General features: G+C 64.5%; 21 protein-coding genes. 17 read left to right on the forward strand and 4 right to left on the reverse strand.

From position 1 onward, the window contains the following. Positions 1 to 210: 210 nt before the first annotated feature. Together PMI42_RS26005 and PMI42_RS26010 are read right to left on the reverse strand one after the other, a co-directional pair. On the reverse strand, positions 211 to 1,398 hold the full coding sequence (locus PMI42_RS26005; protein WP_008139626.1) for a DUF2865 domain-containing protein: 1,188 nt from the start codon (positions 1,396 to 1,398) through the stop codon (positions 211 to 213). Between the two features lie 130 nt (positions 1,399 to 1,528). Next, positions 1,529 to 1,834, reverse strand: coding sequence for a hypothetical protein (locus PMI42_RS26010; RefSeq protein ID WP_008139627.1), 306 nt, complete (start codon positions 1,832 to 1,834; stop codon positions 1,529 to 1,531). A gap of 291 nt (positions 1,835 to 2,125) precedes the next feature. On the opposite strand from PMI42_RS26010, the gene cysS reads away from it, so the two are divergent. The 4 genes from cysS to PMI42_RS26030 all read left to right on the forward strand — a co-directional run bounded on the left by cysS (position 2,126) and on the right by PMI42_RS26030 (position 6,235). Next, entirely contained in the window at positions 2,126 to 3,508 is a 1,383-nt protein-coding gene (gene cysS, locus PMI42_RS26015) for a cysteine--tRNA ligase (protein ID WP_008139628.1), read from the forward strand. 115 nt (positions 3,509 to 3,623) lie between these two features. Continuing rightward, positions 3,624 to 4,115, forward strand: a complete 492-nt coding sequence (locus PMI42_RS26020) for a GNAT family N-acetyltransferase (protein ID WP_008139630.1) — start codon at positions 3,624 to 3,626, stop codon at positions 4,113 to 4,115. Beyond that, positions 4,112 to 5,710 (forward strand): citramalate synthase, encoded by a 1,599-nt coding sequence (gene cimA, locus PMI42_RS26025; protein WP_008139631.1) that lies wholly within the window; start codon positions 4,112 to 4,114, stop codon positions 5,708 to 5,710. Before PMI42_RS26020 ends, cimA begins: the two co-directional genes overlap by 4 nt. 147 nt (positions 5,711 to 5,857) lie before the next feature. Continuing rightward, positions 5,858 to 6,235 (forward strand): VOC family protein, encoded by a 378-nt coding sequence (locus PMI42_RS26030; protein ID WP_008139632.1) that lies wholly within the window; start codon positions 5,858 to 5,860, stop codon positions 6,233 to 6,235. Between the two features lie 197 nt (positions 6,236 to 6,432). Here PMI42_RS26030 and PMI42_RS26035 read toward each other — a convergent pair whose 3' ends face one another. After that, positions 6,433 to 7,038: an LOG family protein gene (locus tag PMI42_RS26035; RefSeq protein WP_008139633.1), complete on the reverse strand. Its 606-nt coding sequence runs from the start codon at positions 7,036 to 7,038 to the stop codon at positions 6,433 to 6,435. 200 nt (positions 7,039 to 7,238) lie between these two features. Here PMI42_RS26035 and PMI42_RS26040 point away from each other — a divergent pair, with 200 nt between their 5' ends. The 4 genes from PMI42_RS26040 (at position 7,239) to PMI42_RS26055 (ending at position 11,782) form a co-directional block, all read left to right on the forward strand. Next, on the forward strand, positions 7,239 to 9,194 hold the full coding sequence (locus PMI42_RS26040) for an ABCB family ABC transporter ATP-binding protein/permease (RefSeq protein WP_008139634.1): 1,956 nt from the start codon (positions 7,239 to 7,241) through the stop codon (positions 9,192 to 9,194). Between the two features lie 72 nt (positions 9,195 to 9,266). Further along, a complete protein-coding gene (locus PMI42_RS26045) occupies positions 9,267 to 9,971 on the forward strand; it encodes a phosphatidylserine decarboxylase (RefSeq protein ID WP_283805804.1) in 705 nt (234 codons plus the stop codon). Positions 9,972 to 10,057: 86 nt separating this feature from the next. Further along, a complete protein-coding gene (locus PMI42_RS26050; RefSeq protein WP_008139636.1) occupies positions 10,058 to 10,942 on the forward strand; it encodes a CDP-alcohol phosphatidyltransferase family protein in 885 nt (294 codons plus the stop codon). Positions 10,943 to 11,062: 120 nt separating this feature from the next. Then, entirely contained in the window at positions 11,063 to 11,782 is a 720-nt protein-coding gene (locus tag PMI42_RS26055; protein WP_008139637.1) for an RraA family protein, read from the forward strand. A gap of 16 nt (positions 11,783 to 11,798) precedes the next feature. Here the strand turns inward: PMI42_RS26055 and PMI42_RS26060 are convergent, their stop codons facing one another. Then, a complete protein-coding gene (locus PMI42_RS26060; protein ID WP_008139638.1) occupies positions 11,799 to 12,092 on the reverse strand; it encodes a hypothetical protein in 294 nt (97 codons plus the stop codon). Positions 12,093 to 12,192: 100 nt separating this feature from the next. On the opposite strand from PMI42_RS26060, the gene PMI42_RS26065 reads away from it, so the two are divergent. The 9 genes from PMI42_RS26065 to PMI42_RS39395 all read left to right on the forward strand — a co-directional run bounded on the left by PMI42_RS26065 (position 12,193) and on the right by PMI42_RS39395 (position 22,714). Beyond that, entirely contained in the window at positions 12,193 to 13,017 is an 825-nt protein-coding gene (locus tag PMI42_RS26065) for an SDR family NAD(P)-dependent oxidoreductase (RefSeq protein WP_008139639.1), read from the forward strand. 213 nt (positions 13,018 to 13,230) lie between these two features. Next, positions 13,231 to 14,004: a motility protein A gene (locus PMI42_RS26070; protein WP_008139640.1), complete on the forward strand. Its 774-nt coding sequence runs from the start codon at positions 13,231 to 13,233 to the stop codon at positions 14,002 to 14,004. A 24-nt stretch (positions 14,005 to 14,028) separates the two neighbouring features. Next, positions 14,029 to 14,859, forward strand: a complete 831-nt coding sequence (locus PMI42_RS26075; RefSeq protein ID WP_008139641.1) for an OmpA/MotB family protein — start codon at positions 14,029 to 14,031, stop codon at positions 14,857 to 14,859. Between the two features lie 174 nt (positions 14,860 to 15,033). After that, positions 15,034 to 16,932, forward strand: coding sequence for a potassium transporter Kup (locus PMI42_RS26080; protein WP_008139642.1), 1,899 nt, complete (start codon positions 15,034 to 15,036; stop codon positions 16,930 to 16,932). A 141-nt stretch (positions 16,933 to 17,073) separates the two neighbouring features. Continuing rightward, positions 17,074 to 19,002 (forward strand): potassium transporter Kup, encoded by a 1,929-nt coding sequence (locus tag PMI42_RS26085; protein WP_008139643.1) that lies wholly within the window; start codon positions 17,074 to 17,076, stop codon positions 19,000 to 19,002. A 271-nt stretch (positions 19,003 to 19,273) separates the two neighbouring features. Further along, the gene (locus PMI42_RS26090; protein WP_008139644.1) at positions 19,274 to 19,600 is read left to right on the forward strand and encodes a rhodanese-like domain-containing protein; all 327 of its coding nucleotides are present in this window, start codon (positions 19,274 to 19,276) and stop codon (positions 19,598 to 19,600) included. Positions 19,601 to 19,608: 8 nt separating this feature from the next. Continuing rightward, entirely contained in the window at positions 19,609 to 20,787 is a 1,179-nt protein-coding gene (locus PMI42_RS26095) for an aminotransferase (protein ID WP_008139645.1), read from the forward strand. Positions 20,788 to 20,793: 6 nt separating this feature from the next. Next, the gene (locus PMI42_RS26100; RefSeq protein ID WP_008139646.1) at positions 20,794 to 21,906 is read left to right on the forward strand and encodes a polyamine ABC transporter substrate-binding protein; all 1,113 of its coding nucleotides are present in this window, start codon (positions 20,794 to 20,796) and stop codon (positions 21,904 to 21,906) included. Between the two features lie 136 nt (positions 21,907 to 22,042). After that, positions 22,043 to 22,714, forward strand: a complete 672-nt coding sequence (locus PMI42_RS39395) for a hypothetical protein (protein WP_008139647.1) — start codon at positions 22,043 to 22,045, stop codon at positions 22,712 to 22,714. Positions 22,715 to 22,741: the final 27 nt, after the last annotated feature.

The following is a 22,741-nucleotide window of genomic DNA, read 5'->3' on the forward strand; positions in this document are numbered from 1 at the left end:
TCCCCGCGCGCCAGATGGTCGTTATTGTGCCCTCGCCCCTTGCGGGAGAGGGCAGCACCGCCGTCGAAACGAACTCGCTTGGGTGAGGGGTTCTATCCGCGTACTCATGTGCATGCGGATAGAACCCCTCATCCGGCGCTTCGCGCCACCTTCTCCCGCAAGGGGAGAAGGGGCTAGAGCCGATACACGCTTATCTCGTCGCAGCGAGGGTTACTTCTGCTGCTGCGGCAGGAACGTCGGGCCGACCGAACGGATCGGCTTGTTCTCCGAGCTCGTCGCAGCCGTGCCGGTATCCGCCGGCGGCGTCGCGGCCGGTGCGCTGGCCGTCGTCGGCGCCGGAGCCGCACCCTTCTTTGCCGTCGTCGCAGGCGTGCCCTTGGTGAGCCGCTGCTGCTGCATCTTCTTGGCGCTCTCTTCGGTGACGATGATGTCGCCCTGCTGCTCGGCGGCGGCCTTGTCGTCGGCCGATTTCAGCGCGTCGGCCCAGGTCTGGCCCGCGGCCTTGCAGGAGCAGGACGGGTTGAACTCGCTGCGGAATTTGAACGCGGTCGGCAGCGCCGTGTAGGGCTGGCCGCTGGTGGAGACCGCGGAGTTCATGTCCTCGCCGGGATTGCGATGGGTGTAGAGCACGGCTTCCGCGGCCGGGCACAGCGCCTTGCAGGTCTTCTCGTCGTCGGGGAAGCGCGCCGGGACGGTCGCAAACGAGACCGGGAAATAGGCGCCGTCGCAGGTACGCACGCACACGGTGCGGTAGGTGCCCGATTGCGGCCCGAGATCGGAGGGCGGCACGCCTTGCAGATTGTTCGGGTTGTTGCCGCCGAACAGATTGGTCAGGAAGTTGCCGCCTTGCGACTGCGCGGCGTTGGCGTATTGCGGGCCGCAATTGTTTTGCGCGAGCGCCGCCAGCACCGAGCGGCGCTGGTTGTCGCGCTCGGGGCTGAAGCCGCCGGCACCGCCGCGCAGGCGTTCGAGATTGCCAGTGATCTGGTCCAGATTGGCGCGCATCTGCTGGATCTGGGTGTTGACCGGACCGCATTGCGCCTGCTGGCCGTTGAACAGCGAGAAGAAGCCCGAGGAATCGCAGCCCATGCGCTTGGCCTGCATGGTGACGCGGTCGAGCTCGGCCTGCTGCTTGGCCTGGGAATCCTGGTAGCGGCGGATCTGGTCTTCGCGCGCGGGGTCACCGCCGCCGCCGCGATCGAGCGCTGCGAGCTGGCCTTCCAGCCGCGAGCACATCGGGTTCGGCCCGAGCCCGTTCTGGCCGGGCTGCGGCGGCGGGCCGGGCGGGCCGGCCTGCGCGAAAGCGGAGCCAGTGAGCACGACCATGCCGAGGAGCACGGTGCAGGCAAGGAGGAAGCGAGCACGGGAGAGAGACAAAAATTCAGGCATATCCGCCATTCTAGCGAGGTCACGGCCCAAGTGACATTGGGGGGCCGAAGCGCGCCCTCCAATAGCCGCTTCCTGCGGCATCGTCACGTCGTTTCAAGGGCCGAAGACTGGTCCTAAGGTCTGCCAGCTCCGAAGGAATTCAGCGCTGGCAGGTGATTGCGACATATTCGTCGCAATGGCCATGGGAGCAGTTTGCGCCGGTTTTGGGGACAGAGCCGGTAATTTCGTCGGGATCGACCCGGCGATAGCTGGATGCCTGGGCAAAATCGCGTGACTGGCAGTAGGTGCGCGCGACCTGTGCGCCGCATTTGTCGCCCTTGGCCAGGCAGTGATCGACGCCGTAGCCGTCCGCCTGGTTTGGGATGATGAAGACGCGGGTCTCGGCGAAAGCGCTGGATGCCGCAAGGATGGAGGCGCTGGCAATGAGCGCGAGCAGAGATCGCATGAAATCACCGGGGGGCAAATAGAAGGAACCGCCAGTTCCAGAATGGGCTCAAAAGGTTAAGGATAATGGAACCGCTATGGCGGGCGGTGGCGCTGTGCGGACGGAAGACGGCTTTTTCGCGGCTCCCTTGACGTCAGGGCCTCTGGTGGCCCATATGTTCCCGCATGAACGGTCTCCTCGCCATTTGCACCATTTGCGAGATTACGAGCTAGCGATTCGCTGGCTGGAGCCGTCTTTTCTCAAAACCATTGAGAGCACTGGACGCCCGGCCAACAGCCGACGGGTATCCATATGGAATTACGCCTTTACGATACGCTGACCAAGGAGAAGCGGCCGTTCGTGCCGCTCGATCCAGACAACGTCCGCATGTATGTCTGCGGACCGACGGTCTATGACTTCGCCCATATCGGCAATGCGCGGCCGGTGATCGTGTTCGACGTGCTGTTTCGGCTGCTGCGCCATCTCTATGGCGAGGCGCACGTGAAATACGTCCGCAACATCACCGACGTCGACGACAAGATCAACGACCGCGCCGCGCGCGACTTCCCCGGCCTGCCGCTGAACGAGGCGATACGCAAGGTCACCGAACAGACCGGACAGCAGTTTCACGCCGACGTCGATGCGCTCGGCGCGCTGAGGCCGAGCGTGGAGCCGCGCGCCACCGAGCATATCGGCGAGATGCGCGAGATCATCGAGAAGCTGATCGCCGGCGGGTTTGCCTATGCCGCCGAGGACCACGTGCTGTTCTCGCCGCAGGCGATGAACGCGGCCAACTCCTCGCTGCCGCGCTACGGCGCGTTGTCCAATCGTTCGCTCGACGAAATGATCGCGGGTGCCCGCGTCGACGTCGCGCCCTACAAGAAGGACAACACCGACTTCGTGCTGTGGAAGCCGTCCAAGCCGGGCGAGCCGTCATGGCCGTCGCCGGCGGGGATCGCTGCGCAGGGACGCCCGGGCTGGCACATCGAGTGCTCGGCCATGGCCTGGAAGCATCTCGGCGAGCACTTCGACATCCATGGCGGCGGCATCGATCTCGTGTTTCCGCATCACGAGAACGAGGTCGCGCAGACCTGCTGCGCGTTCCACCGGGAGCGGATGGCGAACTACTGGATGCACAACGGCTTCCTGCAGGTCGAGAGCGAGAAGATGTCGAAGTCGCTCGGCAACTTCGTGACCATTCGCGAGCTGCTCGCGGACTGGCCGGGCGAGGTGCTGCGCCTGAACATGCTCAAGACGCATTATCGCTCGCCGATCGACTGGACCATGAAGTCGCTGGAGGAGAGCGCCAAGACGCTTGACGACTGGTATCGCGTCGCGGCCGACGTTACACCGGGGGAGCCGGCTGCGTCCGTGGTCGAGCCGCTGCTCGACGACCTCAATACGTCGCTGGCGATAGCGGCGCTGCATAGCCTGCGCAACAGCGATGTGGCCGCGCTGGCGGGGTCATTGCGGCTGCTTGGATTCCTGTCCGAGAGCGCGGCGCAGTGGGAAGGCCGCAAGCAGCAGGCGAGCGGCGTCGATGCCAAGGAGGTCGAACGCCTCCTCGCGGAACGGACGGCCGCGCGTGCGCGCAAGGATTTCAAGGAATCCGACCGCATCCGAGACCTGCTTGCCGCGATGGGCGTCGCGATCAAGGACTCCAAGGAAGGAACGACATGGGAGTTCTCGCGATGAAGCGGCCCGACACGCCGTTCCCGCGGCACTGGCTCTATTACATCGCGCTGAAGATCCTGCTGCTCGGGGCCGCCTTGGCGATCGTGCTGAAACTCTATGGGATGTGGTGACGACGATGGGACAGACCTTGCCAAAGCCCGGCTTGCGGCCCTTCCTGCCTGATGACGTGCCGTTGCTCGCCGCGATCTTCACCGCCAGCATCGAGGAGCTGACCGGCGAGGACTATAACGAAGCGCAACAGCAGGCCTGGATGGAGGCGGCGGAAACCGAGGAGTTCGGCAAGCGGCTCGCGGCCGATTTGACGCTGATCGCGACGCTGGAAGGCTCGCCCGTCGGCTTCGCCTCGCTGCGCGGCGCCGATCACATCCGCATGCTCTATGTGCATCCGGCCGTCAGCGGGCAGGGCATTGCGACGCTGCTGGTGGATGCGTTGGAGAAGCTGGCCGGCGGCCGCGGCGCGACCAGCCTGTCGGTCGATGCCAGCGACACCGCGCAGAATTTCTTCGCCAAGCGCGGCTATGTCGCCATGCAGCGCAACAGCATCACGATCAACGACGAGTGGCTCGCCAACACCACCATGAAGAAGACGCTCGGAGCACCGCAATGAGCAAGGAGCGCCTTTATCTGTTCGACACCACGCTGCGCGACGGCGCGCAGACCAATGGGGTCGATTTCACCCTGACCGACAAGCAGATCATCGCAGCGATGCTCGACGATCTCGGCATCGACTATGTCGAGGGCGGCTATCCCGGCGCCAATCCGACCGACACCGAGTTTTTCGGTACCAGGCCGAAGTTTTCGCATGCGCGCTTCACCGCCTTCGGCATGACGCGCCGGGCCGGTCGCTCGGTTTCCAACGATCCCGGCGTCGCCGGGTTGCTCGAAGCCAAGGCCGATGCGATCTGCTTCGTGGCGAAGTCCTCGGCCTATCAGGTGCGCGTCGCGCTGGAGACGACCAAGGACGAAAACCTCGCCTCGATCCGCGACAGCGTCGCGGCGGCGAAGGCGGCCGGCCGCGAGGTCATGCTCGACTGCGAGCATTTCTTCGACGGCTACAAGGAAGATGCCGGCTTCGCGCTCGCCTGTGCGAAAGCTGCCTATGACGCCGGCGCGCGCTGGGTGGTGCTGTGCGACACCAATGGCGGCACCATGCCCGATGAGATCGAGGCCATCGTCACCGAAGTCACAAAACACATCCCCGGCGATCACGTCGGCATCCACGCCCATAACGACACCGAGCAGGCGGTGGCGAACTCGCTCGCCGCCGTGCGCGCCGGTGCGCGGCAGATCCAGGGCACGCTGAACGGCCTTGGCGAGCGCTGCGGCAATGCCAATCTCTGCTCGCTGATCCCGACGCTGAAATTGAAGAAGCAGTTTTCCGACGCCTTCGAGATCGGCGTGACGCCTGAGAAGCTCGCGACGCTCGTCAAGGTGTCGCGCACGCTCGACGACATGCTCAACCGCGTGCCGAACCGGCATGCGGCCTATGTCGGCGAGAGCGCCTTCGTCACCAAGACCGGCATCCATGCCTCCGCCGTGCTGAAGGATCCGCAGACCTATGAGCACGTGCTGCCGGAGCTGGTCGGCAATCACCGCAAGGTGCTGGTGTCCGACCAGGCCGGCCGCTCCAATGTCATCGCCGAGCTCGACCGCGCCGGCATCGCCTATGAGAAAAGCGATCCGAAACTGACGCGGCTGGTGGAGGAATTGAAGCAGCGAGAGGCACAGGGCTATGCCTATGAGTCCGCCGACGCGTCGTTCGATCTGCTGGCACGCCGCACGCTCGGCAAGGTGCCGCATTATTTCGAGGTCGAGCAGTTCGACGTCAATGTCGAGCAGCGCTACAATTCGCACGGCGAACGCGTCACCGTGGCGCTCGCGGTGGTCAAGGTCGACGTTGCCGGCGAGCATCTGATCTCGGCGGCCGAAGGCAACGGTCCCGTCAACGCGCTCGACGTCGCCTTGCGCAAGGACCTCGGCAAGTACCAGAAATACATCGAGGGGCTCACGCTGATCGATTACCGCGTGCGTATCCTCAACGGCGGCACCGGCGCGGTGACGCGCGTGCTGATCGAGAGCGAGGACGAGAACGGCGACCGCTGGACCACGGTCGGCGTGTCCCCGAACATCATCGACGCCTCGTTCCAGGCGCTGATGGATTCGGTGATCTACAAGCTCGTGAAATCGGGCGCGCCGGCGTAAGAGACGGTGATGTAGGACGGCGGCGGTGCCACAAACGCCGTCATTGCGAGAAGCGAAGCGACGAAGCAATCCAGACTGTTTCCGCGGATGCATTTCTGGATTGCTTCGCTTCGCTCGCAATGACGTTGAGAGAGGGGAGCGCGACCCATGATCGACCACATCTCTGTCGGCGTCAGCGATCTCGATCGCTCCGCAAAATTCTATGAAGCCACGCTCTTGACCCTCGGCCTCACGCGCCTCGTCACGCGGCCGCGCACCGTCGGTTTCGGCAAGGCCTATCCGGAATTCTGGATCAATCTGCGCGAGGGCATGCTGCCGGTGGCCCCTTCGAGCGGCGTGCATATCTGCCTGCGGGCGAAGACGACGGCGGAGGTCGATGCGTTTCACGCCGCCGCGCTTGCGACCGGCGGCGCCTCCGACGGCGCGCCGGGCCTGCGCCCGCATGATCGCGTGCGCTATTACGCAGCCTTCGTCACCGATCCCGACGGCAACCGGATCGAGGCGGTGACGTTCCCGAGCGAATAGAGCGTGACATTGAGTAGGCTAATGTCGCCACCACGGAGGTGCGCTCCCTCTCCCGCTTGCGGGAGAGGGCTGGGGAGAGGGTATTTCCGCAGAGAGATTCCCAATGAGGAGAGAACCCTCACCCGCCGCTACGCGGCGACCTCTCCCGCAAGCGGGAGAGGTGACGGAGCCCGCGGCCGGATCGAAAGAACCGACCGTCAGAGCTTGCGCGCCACTTCCGGAGCGAGCTGCTTTTCCGACTCGGCGAGCTGTGCCACGGCCGCCTTCAGCTTCGGCAGGATGTCCTCGACGCGATCGGCCTTGAGGATGTCGACCGAGAGGCCGGCGCGGATGAACTCGGTCTGGCGCATGTGCGACAGCAGCGAGAACAGCGGCTCCCAGAAATTGTCGATATTGGCGAGCAGCACCGGCTTGGCGTGACGGCCCAGTTGTTTCCAGGTCAGCTGCTCGACCAGCTCCTCCAGCGTGCCGACGCCGCCCGGCAGCGCCACGAAGGCGTCCGAGCGTTCGAACATCAGCCGCTTGCGCTCGTGCATGTCGGGGGTGACGATCATCTCCTGCACGCGGGTGAGGGCGTTCTCGCGCTTGCGCAGGAATTCGGGGATGATGCCGGTGACGCTGCCGCCATGATCCAGCACGGAGGTTGCGACCGAGCCCATCAGGCCGAGCGAGCCGCCGCCATAGACCAGGCGGATGTTGTTCTCGGCGAGCGCCTTGCCGAACGCTTTTGCGCCTTCGGTGAAGCGGGGATTGGTTCCGGGGCCGGAGCCGCAATAGACACAGACGGTTTTGATCGTGCTCATTGGTGCCATGATGCATTGCAGCGAAGGGGCGTCAAGCCCTTCAGGTGATTCGGACTACCCGGAAATCTACCGGTAAATGGCGACAAACAATCAAAGATTCGCCATCTGGCGGGGTGCACTCGCCTCCGGAAGCTTCTATATGACGGGCGAAAACAGTTAATCGCAGCGTGCCCGCATCCGGCGGGCCTCCAGGTTTCTTGATGAGTCCACCTCATTCGCCAGACGTCCCCGACGTGTCCGATCCCTCAGGGGGGCGGCTCGAGCGGGCCACCCTGATGGGCACGCTGGCGCATCTGTGGCCCTATATCTGGCCGGGCGACCGTTTCGACCTGAAAATGCGCGTGGTCTGGTCGATGGTGCTGCTGCTCGCGGCCAAGCTGATCACGCTGACGGTGCCGTTCAGCTTCAAATGGGCGACCGACGCGCTGACCGGGGCGAACACCGCGCCGGTGCAGGCCGACAATTGGCACCTTTGGGTGATCGCCTCGCCCCTGCTGCTGACCGCCAGTTACGGCGCGACGCGGATCCTGATGGCGGTGCTGACGCAATGGCGCGACGGCCTGTTCGCGCGTGTCGCCATGCATGCGGTGCGCAAGCTTGCCACCATCACCTTCATCCACATGCACGAGCTGTCGCTGCGCTTCCACCTCGAACGCAAGACCGGCGGCCTGACGCGCGTGCTCGAGCGCGGCCGCGAGGGCATCGAGGTCATCGTGCGCATGGTGATCCTGCAGCTGATCCCGACCATCGTCGAGGTCTCGCTGCTGCTCGCCGTGCTGCTGTGGCAGTTCGACTGGCGTTACGTCGTGGCGACGCTGATCACGGTCGCGGTCTACATGTACTACACCTACATCGCGACGGAGTGGCGGATCGGCATCCGCCGCAAGATGAACGATTCCGACACCGAGGCGAACACCAAGGCGATCGACTCGCTGCTCAACTACGAGACCGTGAAATATTTCAGCGCCGAGGCGCGCGAGGCGCAACGCTATGACCGCTCGGTTTCGCGCTACGAGGAGTCGAGCGTCCAGGCCTATACGTCGCTCGCGGTGCTCAACACCGGCCAGGCCGTGATCTTCACGCTGGGACTGACCGCGACCATGTTGATGTGCGCGATCGGCGTGCGCAACGGCACTAACACGGTCGGCGATTTCGTGCTGGTCAACGCCATGATGATCCAGCTCTACCAGCCGCTGAATTTCATGGGCATGGTCTATCGCGAGATCAAGCAGGCCATCATCGACATCGAGAAGATGTTCGGCGTGCTGGGCCGCGAGGCCGAGATCAAGGACGAGCCCGATGCGCAGCCGCTGGTCATTTCCGCCGGCATCGTGCGCTTCGAGGACGTGCGCTTTGCCTATGAGCCGACGCGGCCGATCCTGAAGGGCATCAGCTTCGAGGTGCCGGCCGGCAAGACGGTCGCGATCGTCGGCCCGTCCGGCGCCGGCAAGTCGACCATCTCGCGGTTGCTGTTCCGTCTCTACGACATTTCCGGCGGCAAAATCCTGATCGACGGCCAGGACATCCGCGAGGTCACGCAGGCCAGCTTGCGCGCGTCGATCGGCATGGTGCCGCAGGACACCGTGCTGTTCAACGACACCATCCGCTACAACATCCGCTACGGCCGCTGGGACGCCAGCGATGCCGAGGTCGAAGAGGCGGCGCGACTGGCGCAGATCGACAATTTCATCCGCATGGCGCCGATGGGTTACGAGACCCAGGTCGGCGAGCGCGGCTTGAAGCTGTCCGGCGGCGAGAAGCAGCGCGTGGCGATCGCACGCACCGTGCTCAAGGCGCCGCCGATCCTGGTGCTGGACGAGGCGACCTCGGCGCTCGACACCCACACCGAGCACGAGATCCAGGGTGCGCTCGACCGCGTGGCGAAGAATCGCACCTCGCTGGTGATCGCGCACCGGCTCTCGACCATCGTCGGGGCCGACGAGATCATTGTGCTGGACCAGGGCCGGATCGCCGAGCGCGGCACCCACGCCAAGCTGCTCGGGCAGGGCGGCCTCTATGCCAGCATGTGGAACAGGCAGCGCGAGGCCGAGGCCGCGCGCGAGAAGCTGGCCAAGATGGCCGACAGCACCGAGGCGCCCAACCGGGCGCCGCCGCCGGTCGATGACGTCCTGACGACGCCTGCGGCGGCGGAGTGACCTTGTCTCCGGTCCCAACTCTGGCCTAAACAAGCCCGCGCGACCACCCGTGCCATTAACCCCGATCGGCAAATAGCGATGTCCATTCTCGATTCGATTCAGCGTCAGATCCCGCCGATCCACAAGGAGGGCTACCCCTTCATCGGCATCTTCGCGGCGGTGAGCATTTTCCTGATGTGGCTGTGGTCGCCGCTCGGGTGGATCGGCACGATCCTGACCGTGTGGTGCGCACTGTTCTTCCGCGACCCCGTGCGGGTGACGCCGGTGCGCGAGGGCCTCGTTGTGTCGCCGGCCGACGGCCGCGTCTCGATGATCACCATGGCGCTGCCGCCGGCCGAGCTCGGGCTCGGCGACCGGCCGCTGCCGCGCATTTCGGTGTTCATGAGCGTGTTCAACTGCCACGTGAACCGCGCTCCCGTAGCGGGCAGGGTGGACCGCATCGCCTACCGGCCCGGCCTGTTCATCAATGCCGAGCTCGACAAGGCGAGCGAGGACAATGAGCGCAACTCGCTCGTGATCACGACGCCCAATGCGCGGATCGGCGTGGTCCAGATCGCGGGCCTGATCGCCAAGCGCATCGTCTGCTTCGTCAGGGAAGGCCAGGCGATCGGCGCCGGCGAGCGGTTCGGCCTGATCCGCTTCGGCTCGCGGCTCGACGTCTATCTGCCTGCCGGCACCAAGGCGCTGGTGTCGGAAGGCCAGACCGCGATCGCCGGCGAGACCATTTTGGCCGACCTTGCCGGCGACGACCCGAGCCGCGCCTACCGCGCCAATTAACCAATAGTCGGTCCGTGGAGGCCTTCCGCCGCAATGGCGGAGGGGAACGGGGCTTGCTATATCTCGCCTTAAGGTAAGGACGAGCCATGACGCCCTATGACTTCAAAAACCCTGACGTCCGCCGCCGGCGGTTCCGCCCGATTCCGGTGCGGATGCTGGTGCCCAACGTCATCACGCTGCTGGCGATCTGCGCCGGCCTGACCTCGATCCGCCTGTCGATCGAGGGGCGGATGACGCTCGCGGTCTACGCCATCGTGTTCGCAGCCGCGCTCGACGGCATCGATGGCCGCGTCGCACGCATGATCAAGGGCCAGTCAAAATTCGGCGCCGAGCTCGACAGCCTCGCCGACTTCGTCAATTTCGGCGTCGCGCCCGGCCTGATGCTGTATTTCTGGCAGCTGCACGAGCTTGGCAATGCCGGCTGGATCGCCGCGATGGTGTTCGCGATCTCAGGCGGCCTGCGTCTGGCGCGCTTCAACGCCACCATGGACGATCCCAACAAGCCCGCCTTCGCCGCCAATTTCTTTACCGGCGTGCCGGCGCCGGCCGGCGCGATCACGGTGCTGCTGCCGATCTATCTGGCGTTCCTCGACCTCGGCCGGCTGCCCGCGGCGGTGACGGCGGCCTACACATTGCTCATCGCGTTCCTGATGGTGTCGCGCCTGCCGGTGTTCTCCGGCAAGACCAAGCGCATGCGCGTGTCGCCCGAGCTGGTGCTGCCGGCCTTCGTCGCGGTGGTCGTCTTCATCGCGATCCTGATCGCCTATCCCTGGCACGTGCTGTCGATCGGCACGGTGCTGTATCTGCTTGGTCTGCCGCTCGGCTACAAATCCTACCGCGACCAGGCGCGCGCGATGGAAGCCGCCGCATCGTCGGGTGGTGGCGAGGTCCCGTCGCCGCCCTCGGCGCCGACGCTGGCAAACCTGTCCGAGCCGCCGCACGAGGACGATCGGCCCGGACGGCTGCACTGAGCGTTTCCAACGGATATCTGCCATGAAGGCGGCCCGAGTTGGGTTGAGGCCCGATCTCGGCTATATCGCCCTGTGCCGGCGGCACCGCGTCAATCAGCCGCCAATCTGGGAGAGAACGCCGTGACTGAAAAAGCGACCGGGCCGCTGCCCGCTTCCGTCCTCGAAGCGCTGGGCCGCTACGACACCCCGACGATCTGCAACGCCATGGAGATCGTGGCGCCCGAGCGCCGGCTGATCGGCTACACCACCAAGCAACTGGTCTGCCCGTTCCCCGATCTGCCGCCGATCGTCGGCTATGCCCGCACGGTTGCGATCCGCTCGGTGCTGAAATCGTCGCTGCCGGCCGAAGAGCAGTCGAAGCGCCGCATCGACTATTACGAATATGTCGGCACCGGTCATGGTCCGCGCATCTCGGTGATCCAGGACATCGACGGCCCCGATGTCGGCTACGGCGCATTCTGGGGCGAGGTGCAGAGCAACGTGCACAAGGCCCTCGGCTGCCTCGGCGTCATCACCGACGGCTCGATCCGCGACATCCCGCAATGGGCCCCGGGCTTCCAGGCGTTGGCCGGCTCGATCGGCCCGTCGCATGCCTGGGTGCACGCGGAGAGCTTTGGCGGCGAAGTGCGCGTCGCCGGCATGACCGTGAAGTCGGACGACCTGATCCACGCCGACCAGCACGGCGCCATCGTGATCCCGCTCGACATCGCCGCAAAGCTGCCCGAGGCCGCCGAGCTCTGCGGCCGCCGCGAGACGCCGATCCTGGAGATCGCCCGCAGCCCCGACTTCTCGCTGGAGAAGCTGAAGGCCGCGCTGAAGCGCTCGGCCGAGATCCACTAACGCGCGACTGGACGATCTACGGTCGCGATGCCGGCCGAGGGCCGCCTTGTTCAGCGAAAAACAGGGCGGCCTGATCGGGCTCGCCAAAGACTGCGGCGGCGCATCCGATCAGTGTGAAGCCGCCGGCGAGATCCCACAGGGTGATGTCATCGGCATCATCGGAGACGTGAGCCCATCGCGCTGCGATCACGGCACAGCCGGCCTCGGCAAACAACAGCACGCTGAATGCCGGCAGGACGAGCTCGGGCTCGAGCAGATGGAGCGCCAGCACCGCCGGCAGCGCGGTGAGAAGACTGAACAGCGTCAACATTGCAAATCGCTCCTGCGATAGGGCAGGCGGCACGGCCACAGAATACTGCATCGTCCCTCGCCGCGGATGTGGCGCAGGGCCGCAGCCGGAGGGTGCACCGATGAAGATGAGCGGCAAGACCGTACTGATCACGGGTTCGACCGACGGCGTCGGCCGCTACGTCGCGCGCCGGCTGGCTGAAGAAGGCGCCAGAGTCCTGATCCATGGTCGCGACCCGGCACGTGCGCAGGCGCTGAGCGACGAGATCGTGAAGGCCGGCCATGCCGCTCCGACCTTCTATCGGGCCGACCTCTCGTCGATGTCGGGTACGCGCGCGCTCGCCGACGCCGTCATCCGCGATCACCAACGTCTCGATGTCTTCGTCAGCAATGCCGGCATCGGCTCGCAGAATGACGGACCGCAGCGGCAAGTCAGCGCTGACGGTCACGAGCTGCGCTTTGCCGTGAACTATCTCTCGGGCTTCCTGCTGGCGCACCTGTTGCTGCCGCTGCTCAAGGCCGCGGCTCCGTCGCGCATCGTCAATGTCGCTTCGCTCGGACAGCATCCGATCGATTTCGACGACGTCATGATCACCAAGGGCTACAGCGGTTCGCGGGCCTATGCGCAGAGCAAGCTGTCGCAGATCATGTTTACGATCGATCTTGCCGAAGAACTGAAAGGCGCCGGCGTCACCGTCAATTCGCTGCACCCGGCGACCTACATGAACACCACGATGGTGCGGGCCGGCGGCATCACGCCGATCTCGACGGTGGAGCAAGGCGGCGGCGCGATCCTGCACCTGGTCGAAGGCGACGATGTTGCGGGCAAGAGCGGCCTGTTCTTCAACGGCATGAACGAGGCCCGCGCCAATCCGCTGGCCTATGATGCCGATGCGCGCAGGCGTCTGCGCGCGCTCAGCCTGAAGCTGACGGGACTGTCGTCCTGACGCGCCGCAATTATGGTTAGCAAAGTATTGAAAATCCTGTCGGCGGACGGCAAAGCCGGCCCCCTTTCAGCGTGCTGCGCGCCGCGGGCGCGCCGGCTCAACTTAACCTTTACGCGGCTTTAAGGGCGGCGCTCTAGGGTTTCCGATGCGGTTCGGGGTTGGGCCGCGCCAGCGGCCAGGACGGCCGTTGTTGCGTACGCGTTGGAGTATCCCATGGATATTATGACGAGCGTCGGGCTCATCGCGGGCACTATCGTCATCGTGGCGATGGTCTTCATGGGCGGCGACCTGCACATGTTCATCTCCGAACATGCGATGATCATCATCTTCGGCGGCTCGATCTCCGCCACCATGATCCGTTTTCCGCTCTCAGCGCTCCTGCACGGCCTTCCGCTCGGCGCCAAGTTCGCTTTCACCATGAGCCGGCTGTCGGCCCACGACCTCGTCGACGAGCTCGCCCGCATCGCCGAGATCGCCCGCAAGCAGGGCCCCGTCGGCCTCGAAAAGGTCGAGACCGACGAGCCGTTCCTCGCCAAGGGCATCCGCTACGTCGCCGACGGCTACGATCTCGACTTCATCCGCGACAATCTCGAGCGCGACCGCGACAACTTCCTGATGCACCTGGACGAGGGCAGCAAGATCTACCGCGCCATCGGCGACTGCGCCCCGGCATTCGGCATGATCGGCACCCTGATCGGCATGGTGCAGATGTTCGCCAACATGACCGACCCCTCCAAGCTCGGCCCGTTCATGGCGACCGCGCTGCTCGCCACGCTCTACGGCGCGCTGGTTGCGAACCTGTTCTGTCTGCCGATCGCCGACAAGCTGCACGGCAAGCTGCTGGACGAGGAAACCAACCGCACCTTGATCATCGACGGCATCCTGATGATCCGCGACTCCAAGAGCCCGACGCTGGTGCGCGAAATGCTGCTGGCCTATCTGCCGGAGAAGCATCGCCATGCCGAAGGCGAGCCGGTGCCGGCCTGAGGCCGCCCGCCGGGATTTTGAGAGATGGCCAAGAAGAAGCGCGGCGATGCTCACGGTGGCGGTCACGGCTGGTTCGTGACCTTCGCCGATTTGATGGGCCTGATGATGAGCTTCTTCGTGATGCTCGTCGCGTTCTCGACGCAGGACGCCAACAAGCTGAAGATCGTCGCAGGCTCGATGCGCGACGCCTTCGGCGTACAGAGCGAAGCGCGCTATGCCGGCATCGTCGAGTCCGACGGCCTGCCGACCCGCCCGCGGCTGAAGAACGTCGACCACATCCAGCCCGAGGATTCCTCCAACACACCGACCCCGGATCAGGAGGATCGCGACCGCACCTCGGGCGCGAAGCTGAAGATCGACCGCAATTTCGCGCTGGCCGCAGCCTCACTGCGCCAAGCGTTGCAGGACATGCCGGAATTGACCGAGATGTCCAAGCACATCATGTTCGAGGAGACCAAGCAGGGCCTCAACCTCGAGATCGTCGACCAGGACGGGCGCTCGATGTTCGCCGACGGCTCCAAGGTGCCGTATGACCGCACCCGCCGCCTGATCGAGAAGCTTGCGATTCCGCTGAAAGCCACGCCGCTGCGTGTCTCCATCGCCGGCCACACCGCGGCGGGATTCGTGCCGACCCGCAGCGACTACGGCGCCTTCGACCTGTCCGCGGACCGCGCCAACGCGGTGCGCCAGATTCTCGAGCGCGAGGGTCTGCCGCCGTCCCACATCTTCGCCGTCGCCGGCAAGGCGGACACCCAGCCGCTGTTTCCGGACGATCCCTCGCTCGCCGCCAACCGGCGCGTGACCATCACCCTGATGCGCGAAGATCCGCCACTGCCGCCGAATCTGAAGCCGTAACCCCCTTGCGCTACCATCTTACCTGAGGCATGTCGTCGCGCGGGCGACGAACGTGGCCGCGCCGTCACAGCATCCGGCTCAGCGCCTGCTAAGGTGGGCTGCCGATTGACACGCGCGCCGGAAGCGTCAAAAGGCGCCGGATCAATTCTCGGGAAGAAGCGTTTCCAGTTTCTCATGACGGCGAGCATCACACAGGCCGAGACCCAGGACGGGCCGGTCACCTCGGGTTTCTGGGGCCTGACGCTCGGGAGCATCGGCGTCGTTTTCGGCGACATCGGCACCTCGCCGCTCTACGCCTTCCACGAGGCGGTCCGGGGAGCCGCCCACGGCGAGCCGGTTTCGCGGGTCATGGTGCTCGGCGTGCTGTCGCTGATCCTGTGGGCGCTGCTGATCGTCGTCACCGCCAAATACGTCCTGCTGCTGCTGCGCGCCGACAATAACGGGGAGGGCGGCACGCTCTCGCTGATGGCGCTCGGCCAGCGCGCGCTGGGACGGCGAAGCTGGTTCCTGCTCGCGCTCGGCGTGGTCGGTGCCTCCATGTTCATCGGCGATTCCATGATCACGCCGGCCATCTCCGTGCTGTCGGCGGTCGAGGGCCTGAAGCTCGTCACCCCCGCATTCGAGCACTATGTCGTGCCACTCACCGTCATCATCCTGGTGCTGCTGTTCGCGGTGCAGAGCAAGGGGACTGCGCTGGTGGCCTCGGCCTTCGGGCCGGTCATGGTGGTGTGGTTTACGGTCCTGGCGGTGCTCGGCATCGTTCACATTGCCGACGATCCGTCGGTGCTGGCTGCGATCAATCCGTATTATGCACTGCAATTCCTGCTGTCGCACGGCACGATCGGCCTCGTGACGCTGGGCGCGGTGTTCCTGGCGGTGACCGGCGGCGAGGCGCTTTATGCCGATCTCGGCCATTTCGGCCGCAAGCCGATCCAGTCGGCCTGGATGTTCTTCGTGCTGCCCGCGCTGCTGATCAATTATTTCGGGCAGGGCGCGCTGGTGCTGTCCGATCCCAGCGCGATCGAGCATTCCTTCTACCGCATGGTGCCCGAGTATCTGGTGCTGCCGCTGGTCGGACTTGCGACCGCGGCGACCGTGATCGCGAGCCAGGCGGTGATCACCGGCGCCTATTCGCTGGTCTATCAGGCGGTGCAGCTCGGCCTCCTGCCGCGCTTCGAGGTGCGCTACACCTCCGAAACCCACGCCGGCCAGATCTATCTGCCGCGCGTCAACCGGCTGCTCCTGATCGGCGTGATGCTGCTGGTGCTGTTGTTCCACACCCCCAGCAATCTGGCGTCGGCCTACGGCATCGCGGTCTCCACCACCATGGTCGCCGACGGCATCATGGGTTTTGTCGTGATCTGGAAGTTGTGGAACTGGCGCGCCGCGACGGCGGCCGCCGTGATCGTGCCGTTCGTCGTCGTCGACCTGAGCTTCTTCAGCGCCAATCTCCTCAAGCTGTTTGAGGGCGCCTGGGTGCCACTGCTGTTCGGCGTGGCCATGGCCGGGACGATCTGGACCTGGCGCAAGGGCACCGGCATCCTGCTTCAGAAGACGCGCCGGATCGAGGTGCCGCTGGACGATCTGATCCGGAGCCTGGAGAAGCGGCCGCCCCACGTCGTCAAGGGCACCGCGGTGTTCCTCACCAGCGATCCCTCCTTCGTGCCGACCGCGCTGCTGCACAATCTCAAGCACAACAAGGTGCTGCACGAGCACAACGTGGTCCTGACCATCGAGACCGCGCACACGCCGCGGGTCGATCTGTCCGACCGGTTCCGCATGGAGAAGATCAGCGACAAGTTCTCCAAGGTGCGCCTCCGCTTCGGATTCATGGAGCAGCCGAACGTGCCCAAGGCGCTCGCGATCGCCCGCAAGCAGGGCTGGCAGTTCGACATCATGTCGACCTCGTTCTTCGTGTCCCGCCGCTCGCTGAAGGCCTCGGCTCAGTCGGGCATGCCGCTCTGGCAGGACCATTTGTTCATCGCACTGAGCCGCTCGGCCAACGACGCCACCGACTATTTCCAGATTCCCACCGGACGGGTGGTTGAAGTCGGCACCCAAGTTACCATTTGAACGCAATCGGCGGACCTATGCGAATTTTGCATGGTGAGGGCCCAAAATCGGGCTAGGCTATGCCGGCAGCGCAGGACTATAAGCCGCGCGCTCCTCCGCCGTTGTGCAGTGAAGCATTTTTAGAGGCCACTGGGCTCTCCCATGACAAGTGACGTAGCAGTTCCCGCCCCGGAAACGGCGGCGGCCAATGGGCATGGCGACGCCCACACCACTGCCGGTTTCGGCGCGCTGACGCTCGGCAGCATCGGCGTCGTCTATGGCGACATCGGCACCAGCCCGCTCTACGCCTTCCGTGAGGCGGTGATGGCGGCCTCGGGCGCGGAGGGCGCCCCGACACCGGCGGCCATCCTCGGCGTGGTCTCCCTGATCCTGTGGGCGCTCATCGTGGTGGTGACGCTCAAATACGTCGTGATCCTGCTCCGCGCCGACAACAACGGCGAGGGCGGCACGCTGGCGCTGATGGCGCTGGCCCAGCGCGCGGTCGGCACCGGCGGGGCGACCATCGTGCTGCTCGGCATCATCTCGGGCGCGCTGTTCTACGGCGATGCCGTGATCACGCCGGCGCTCTCGGTGCTGTCGGCGATCGAAGGCATGAAGGACGTCACGCTGCACTTCGAGCCCTACGTTGTGCCGCTGACCGTGATCATCCTGGTCGGCCTGTTCGCCGTGCAGTCGCGCGGTACCGCCCGTGTCGCGGCGTTCTTCGGTCCCGTGATGTGCGTCTGGTTCGCGGTCATTGCGGTCGCGGCGATCCACCCCATCATCGAACAGCCGCAGATCCTGTTCGCGCTGAACCCGCTCTACGCCGTGTCCTTCATGTTCCACCACGGCATCATCGGCTTCGTGACGCTGGGCGCGGTGTTCCTGGCGGTCACCGGTGCCGAGGCGCTCTATGCGGACCTCGGCCATTTCGGCAAGCGGCCGATCCAGACCGCCTGGCTGTTCATCGTGCTGCCGTCGCTGGCGCTGAACTATCTGGGGCAGGGGGCGCTCGTGCTCGGCGACCCCGGCGCGATCGTCAGCCCGTTCTTCCAGCTCTTCCCGCAAGGCTTTTTCCGCGGCTGCATGGTCGTTCTCGCCACCGCCGCGACCGTCATCGCCAGCCAGGCCGTCATCACCGGCGCCTACTCGCTGACGCGCCAGGCCATTCAGCTTGGCCTGCTGCCGCGCTTTGAAATTCGCCATACATCTGAAGCCCATTCCGGCCAGATCTTCATCCCGCGCATCAATCAGTTGCTGCTGGTCGCGGTGGTGCTGCTGGTGCTGCTGTTCCGCTCCTCCAGCGCGCTCGCCTCGGCCTACGGCATCTCCGTCACCGGCACCATGGTGGTGACGGCGATGATGGGCTTCGTCGTGATCTGGAAGGTCTGGAAGTGGTCGCCCTTCGCGGCCGCCGCGCTGATCGCGCCGTTCCTGTTCCTCGACCTGACCTTCCTCGCCGCCAATCTGCTGAAGGTGTTCGAGGGTGGCTGGGTGCCGCTGGCGCTCGGCGCGCTCATGATCATGCTGATGTACACGTGGCGGCGCGGCAGCCGGCTGCTGTTCGAGAAGTCGCGCAAGCTTGAGTTCCCGCTTGCCGACCTCGTGGCGATGCTGGAGAAGCGGCCGCCGCAGCGCGTGCCCGGCACCGCCGTGTTCCTGACCTCGGACCCGCTCAGTGCCCCGACCGCGCTGATGCATAGTCTGAAGCACTACAAAGTGCTCCACGAGAAGAACGTCATTCTCACCATCGAGACCGCGCAGACCCCGCGCATCGATCCGGCCGAGCGGGTGCGGCTCGAGCAGATCTCGCCGACCTTCTCCAAGGTGACGTTGAAGTTCGGCTTCATGGAATCGCCCAACGTGCCGAAGGCCCTCGCCATCGCCCGCAAGCTCGGCTGGCAGTTCGACATCATGTCGACCTCGTTCTTCCTGTCGCGGAGGGCGTTGAAGCCCGCCGCCCATTCCGGCATGCCGCGCTGGCAGGATCGGCTGTTCATCTCGCTCAGTCGATCCGCCAACGACGCCACCGACTATTTCCAGATCCCGAGCGGCCGCGTGGTCGAAGTCGGCACCCAGGTCACGATCTAGCTCCGCTGTCGTCGCCCGGCTTGACCGGCGACCTAGTACTCCGTGACACCAGTGATTGAACCGAGAGGCCGCGGCGTACTGGATCCCCCGCCTTCGCGGGGGATGACATCGAGTGCGGGTTCTGAAAGCCGCACTTCAAGTCGCTGCGATTTAGCTTTAACTTGCGGCATGCGGCTCAAGCCTTTGTAGCGCTTGATTTTCGCCTGCCGAGAGGCGAGGTTGCCGGCCGCCGGGATCGCCCCGGCAGCGGCCCGCGACGTTGGAGGATGATGTGGCAAATCAAGTACAGGATCTGACCCCGGACGAGGTCTCCAAGGGTGTCGCGGAAGGGCGCTATCTGCTGGTCGACGTCCGTGAGCCGAACGAGGTCGAGGCCGAGGCCTATCCCTACGGCGTCGTCGTGCCGCTCTCGACCTTCGATCCCAAGGCGATCCCCGATCCCCAGGGCAAGGAGGTCGTGTTCGCCTGCCGCTCCGGAAAACGCTCGGTGACGGCCTCGCTCGCGGCGCAGGCGGCGGGGCTGCCTTACGACAAGCATCTGGCCGGCGGCATGCTGGGCTGGAAGGCGGCCGGTCTTCCCAGCAAGGTCGGTGGCTGACCGGGCCGATGTCAAAAAGCTCGTCACTGAACAAGGTCTTCTCGGACCTTCCCGTCACCATCTTCGAGGCGATGTCGCAGGCCGCGCGCGACAATGCCGCCATCAATCTCGGCCAGGGCTTTCCCGACGATCCCGGCCCCGAGGACATCCGTCGCGCCGCCGCCGAGGCCTCGCTGAACGGCTACAACCAGTACCCCTCGATGATGGGCCTGCCGGAGCTGCGCCAGGCCATCGCGACCCATTACGGCCACTGGCACGGCCTCAAGCTCGATCCGATGAGCGAGGTGATGGTGACGTCGGGCGGCACCGAGGCGCTGACCTCGGCGATCCTCGCTGTGGTCCAGCCCGGCGACGAGGTGGTCTGCTTCCAGCCGGTGTATGATTCCTATCTGCCGATCATCCGCCAGGCCGGCGGCATTCCGCGCCTCGTCCGGCTCGAGCCGCCGCATTGGCGGCTGAATGAGGACATGCTGAAAAGCGTCTTCAATTCAAAGACCAAGGCGGTGCTGTTCAACAACCCCTTGAATCCGTCCGCGGTGGTCTATCCGCGCGAGGACCTCGAGCTGCTGGCGCGGTACTGCCAGGAGTTCGACGTCATCGCGATCTGCGACGAGGTCTGGGAGCACGTCACCTTCGACGAGCACAAGCACATCCCGCTGATCACCATCCCCGGCATGCGCGACCGGACCATCAAGGTCGGCTCGGCCGGCAAGATCTTCTCGCTGACGGGCTGGAAGATCGGCTTCGTCTGCGCCGCGCCGCCGCTCTTGCGCGTCGCCGCCAAGGTGCACCAGTTCCTGACATTCACCACCGCGCCGAACCTGCAAGCGGCTGTCGCCTACGGCCTCGGCAAGTCCGACGACTACTTCCTGTCGATGCGCAAGGACCTGACACGGAGCAGGGACCGCCTGACCAGGGGCCTGGAGAGCCTCGGCTTCCCCGTGCTGAAGTCGCAGGGCACCTACTTCCTCACCGTCGACCTGTCGCCGCTCGGGCTCAACGAGAGCGATACCGAGTTCTGCTGGCGCATCGTGAAAGACTACAAGGTCGCCGCGATCCCGGTCTCGGCGTTCTACGAGCAGGACCCCGTGACTTCGGTGGTGCGCTTCTGCTTTGCCAAGAAGGACGAGACGCTGGACACCGCGCTGGAGCGGCTGTCGGACGCGGTGCGTGGACGCAAGAGGTAGATGACGATGACGAATGTCAGCCGCCCGGGGTTTCCCTTCGGTCTCGCGATCGCCGCAGCGCTGACATTGCTCTCCGCCCCCGCCGGGGCCGCGGAGCGGGTCGTCAACTTCTACAACTGGTCCAACTACATGGCGCCTGACGTCCTGGAGGCCTTCACCAAGGAGACCGGCATCACGGTGGTCTACGACACGTTCGATGCCAACGAGACGCTGGAGACGCGCCTGATGGCCGGCAAGTCCGGCTATGACGTCGTGGTGCCGACGGCCTATTTCCTCCAGCGCCAGATCAAGGTCGGCATCTTCCAGAAGCTCGACAAGACGAAGCTGCCGAACCTTGCCAATGCCTGGCCGGTGGTGACCGAGCGGCTCGCCATCTACGATCCCGGCAACGTCTACGCCGCCAACTACATGTGGGGCACGACGGGCATCGGCTACAACGTCGCCAAGGTGAAGCAGATCCTCGGACCCGACGCTAAGATCGACAGCTGGGACATCGTCTTCAAGCCGGAGAACCTCGCAAAATTCAAAGACTGCGGCGTGCACATGCTCGACTCCGCCGATGACATCTTTCCGGCGGCGCTGAGCTATCTCGGGCTCGATCCGAACTCGACCAAGCAGGCCGACTTGGAGAAGGCCGCGGACATCGTCGCCAAGGTTCGTCCCTCGGTGCGAAAGTTTCACTCCTCCGAATATCTGAGCGCGCTGGCCACCGGCGAGATCTGCTTCGTGGTCGGCTGGTCCGGCGACATCATGCAGGCCCGCGCCCGCGCGGCCGAGGCCAAGAGCGGCGTCGAGATCGGCTACACCATCCCGAAGGAGGGCGCGCAGATGTTCTTCGACAATCTGGCGATCCCCGCCGATGCCAAGAACGTCGCGGAAGCCTACGAGCTGATCAACTATCTCTACCGCCCCGACGTCGCCGCCAAGAACTCGGACTTCCTGTCCTACGCCAACGGCAACCTCGCCAGCCAGAAGCTGGTCGATCCGAAGATTCTCGGCGACAAGAACATCTATCCGGACGAGGCGACGCTCGCAAAACTGTTCGTCATCACGGCGCGTGAACCGGCGACGCAGCGGGTGATCAACCGGCTGTGGACGAAGGTGAAGACGGGGCGGTAGCGAGACGGCTCATCTCTGTCGGCAGAATAAAGAAGTGGAAATAATCCTGCTAGACTATATGCAACTTATAGTTGATATTTAAGAGATTAGATGCCAAGTTGTGGGTCGCCGTTTGGCCCTTTTTTGGATGCTGCTGATGACGGGCAAGACCTTTAGATTTCAAGTAATTGGTACGATTGTTCTTGCGCTCTGCCTATCCATTCTATCATTGGCTCTTAGTTGTTATGCTTCAGAGAAGCATTATCAGGCCGCGTTGAGGTCTGGACCGACCGTGTTCATTCCGATTGGTGCTGGTTGGCTGGCGTTTTGCGTCCAGCGTAGAGTTGCTTTCACAAAAGCGTTGTTCGACGTTTGGCAGAAGATCGTGGTTACGATCCAAGACGCGGTTCAATACACTCATCTAACTAGTCCCACGCAAGCCGATTTTGCGAAGGTGATGCATAGCCTAAGTTGCCGCATAGATGACTTGCGCGGTGTATTTAGAAACCCTGGTGAGGGGCAACCAAGGCTATCTGAAGAGAGTAAGTCGTTCGTTTTGTCCGTCAAACAGGCTAAGTCGTTGGAGGATGTTATAGCGGCCCTCAAGAAGCTACCGAAACGAACTGAGATTGGACTTTACCCGTTTGAATCCCTTAAACAGATTCATGGGACAGTTTCGTCGTTGGGATTTGGTAGTGCAGTGACGGCTCCGCAGGCATCCACTGCTCGCAGCACAATCTTAGCTCTATGGGGTATACTTCGAGGTGAATTGCTTAAAGAGCTAGATCGCGACTTTCCGGAGTATCCAGATACGCCGTATCACTCTTGATGCTCGTGGTCCGCATTCACAAAGCAG

It is taken from the genome of Bradyrhizobium sp. YR681 (assembly GCF_000282615.1).
Taxonomy (GTDB): domain Bacteria; phylum Pseudomonadota; class Alphaproteobacteria; order Rhizobiales; family Xanthobacteraceae; genus Bradyrhizobium.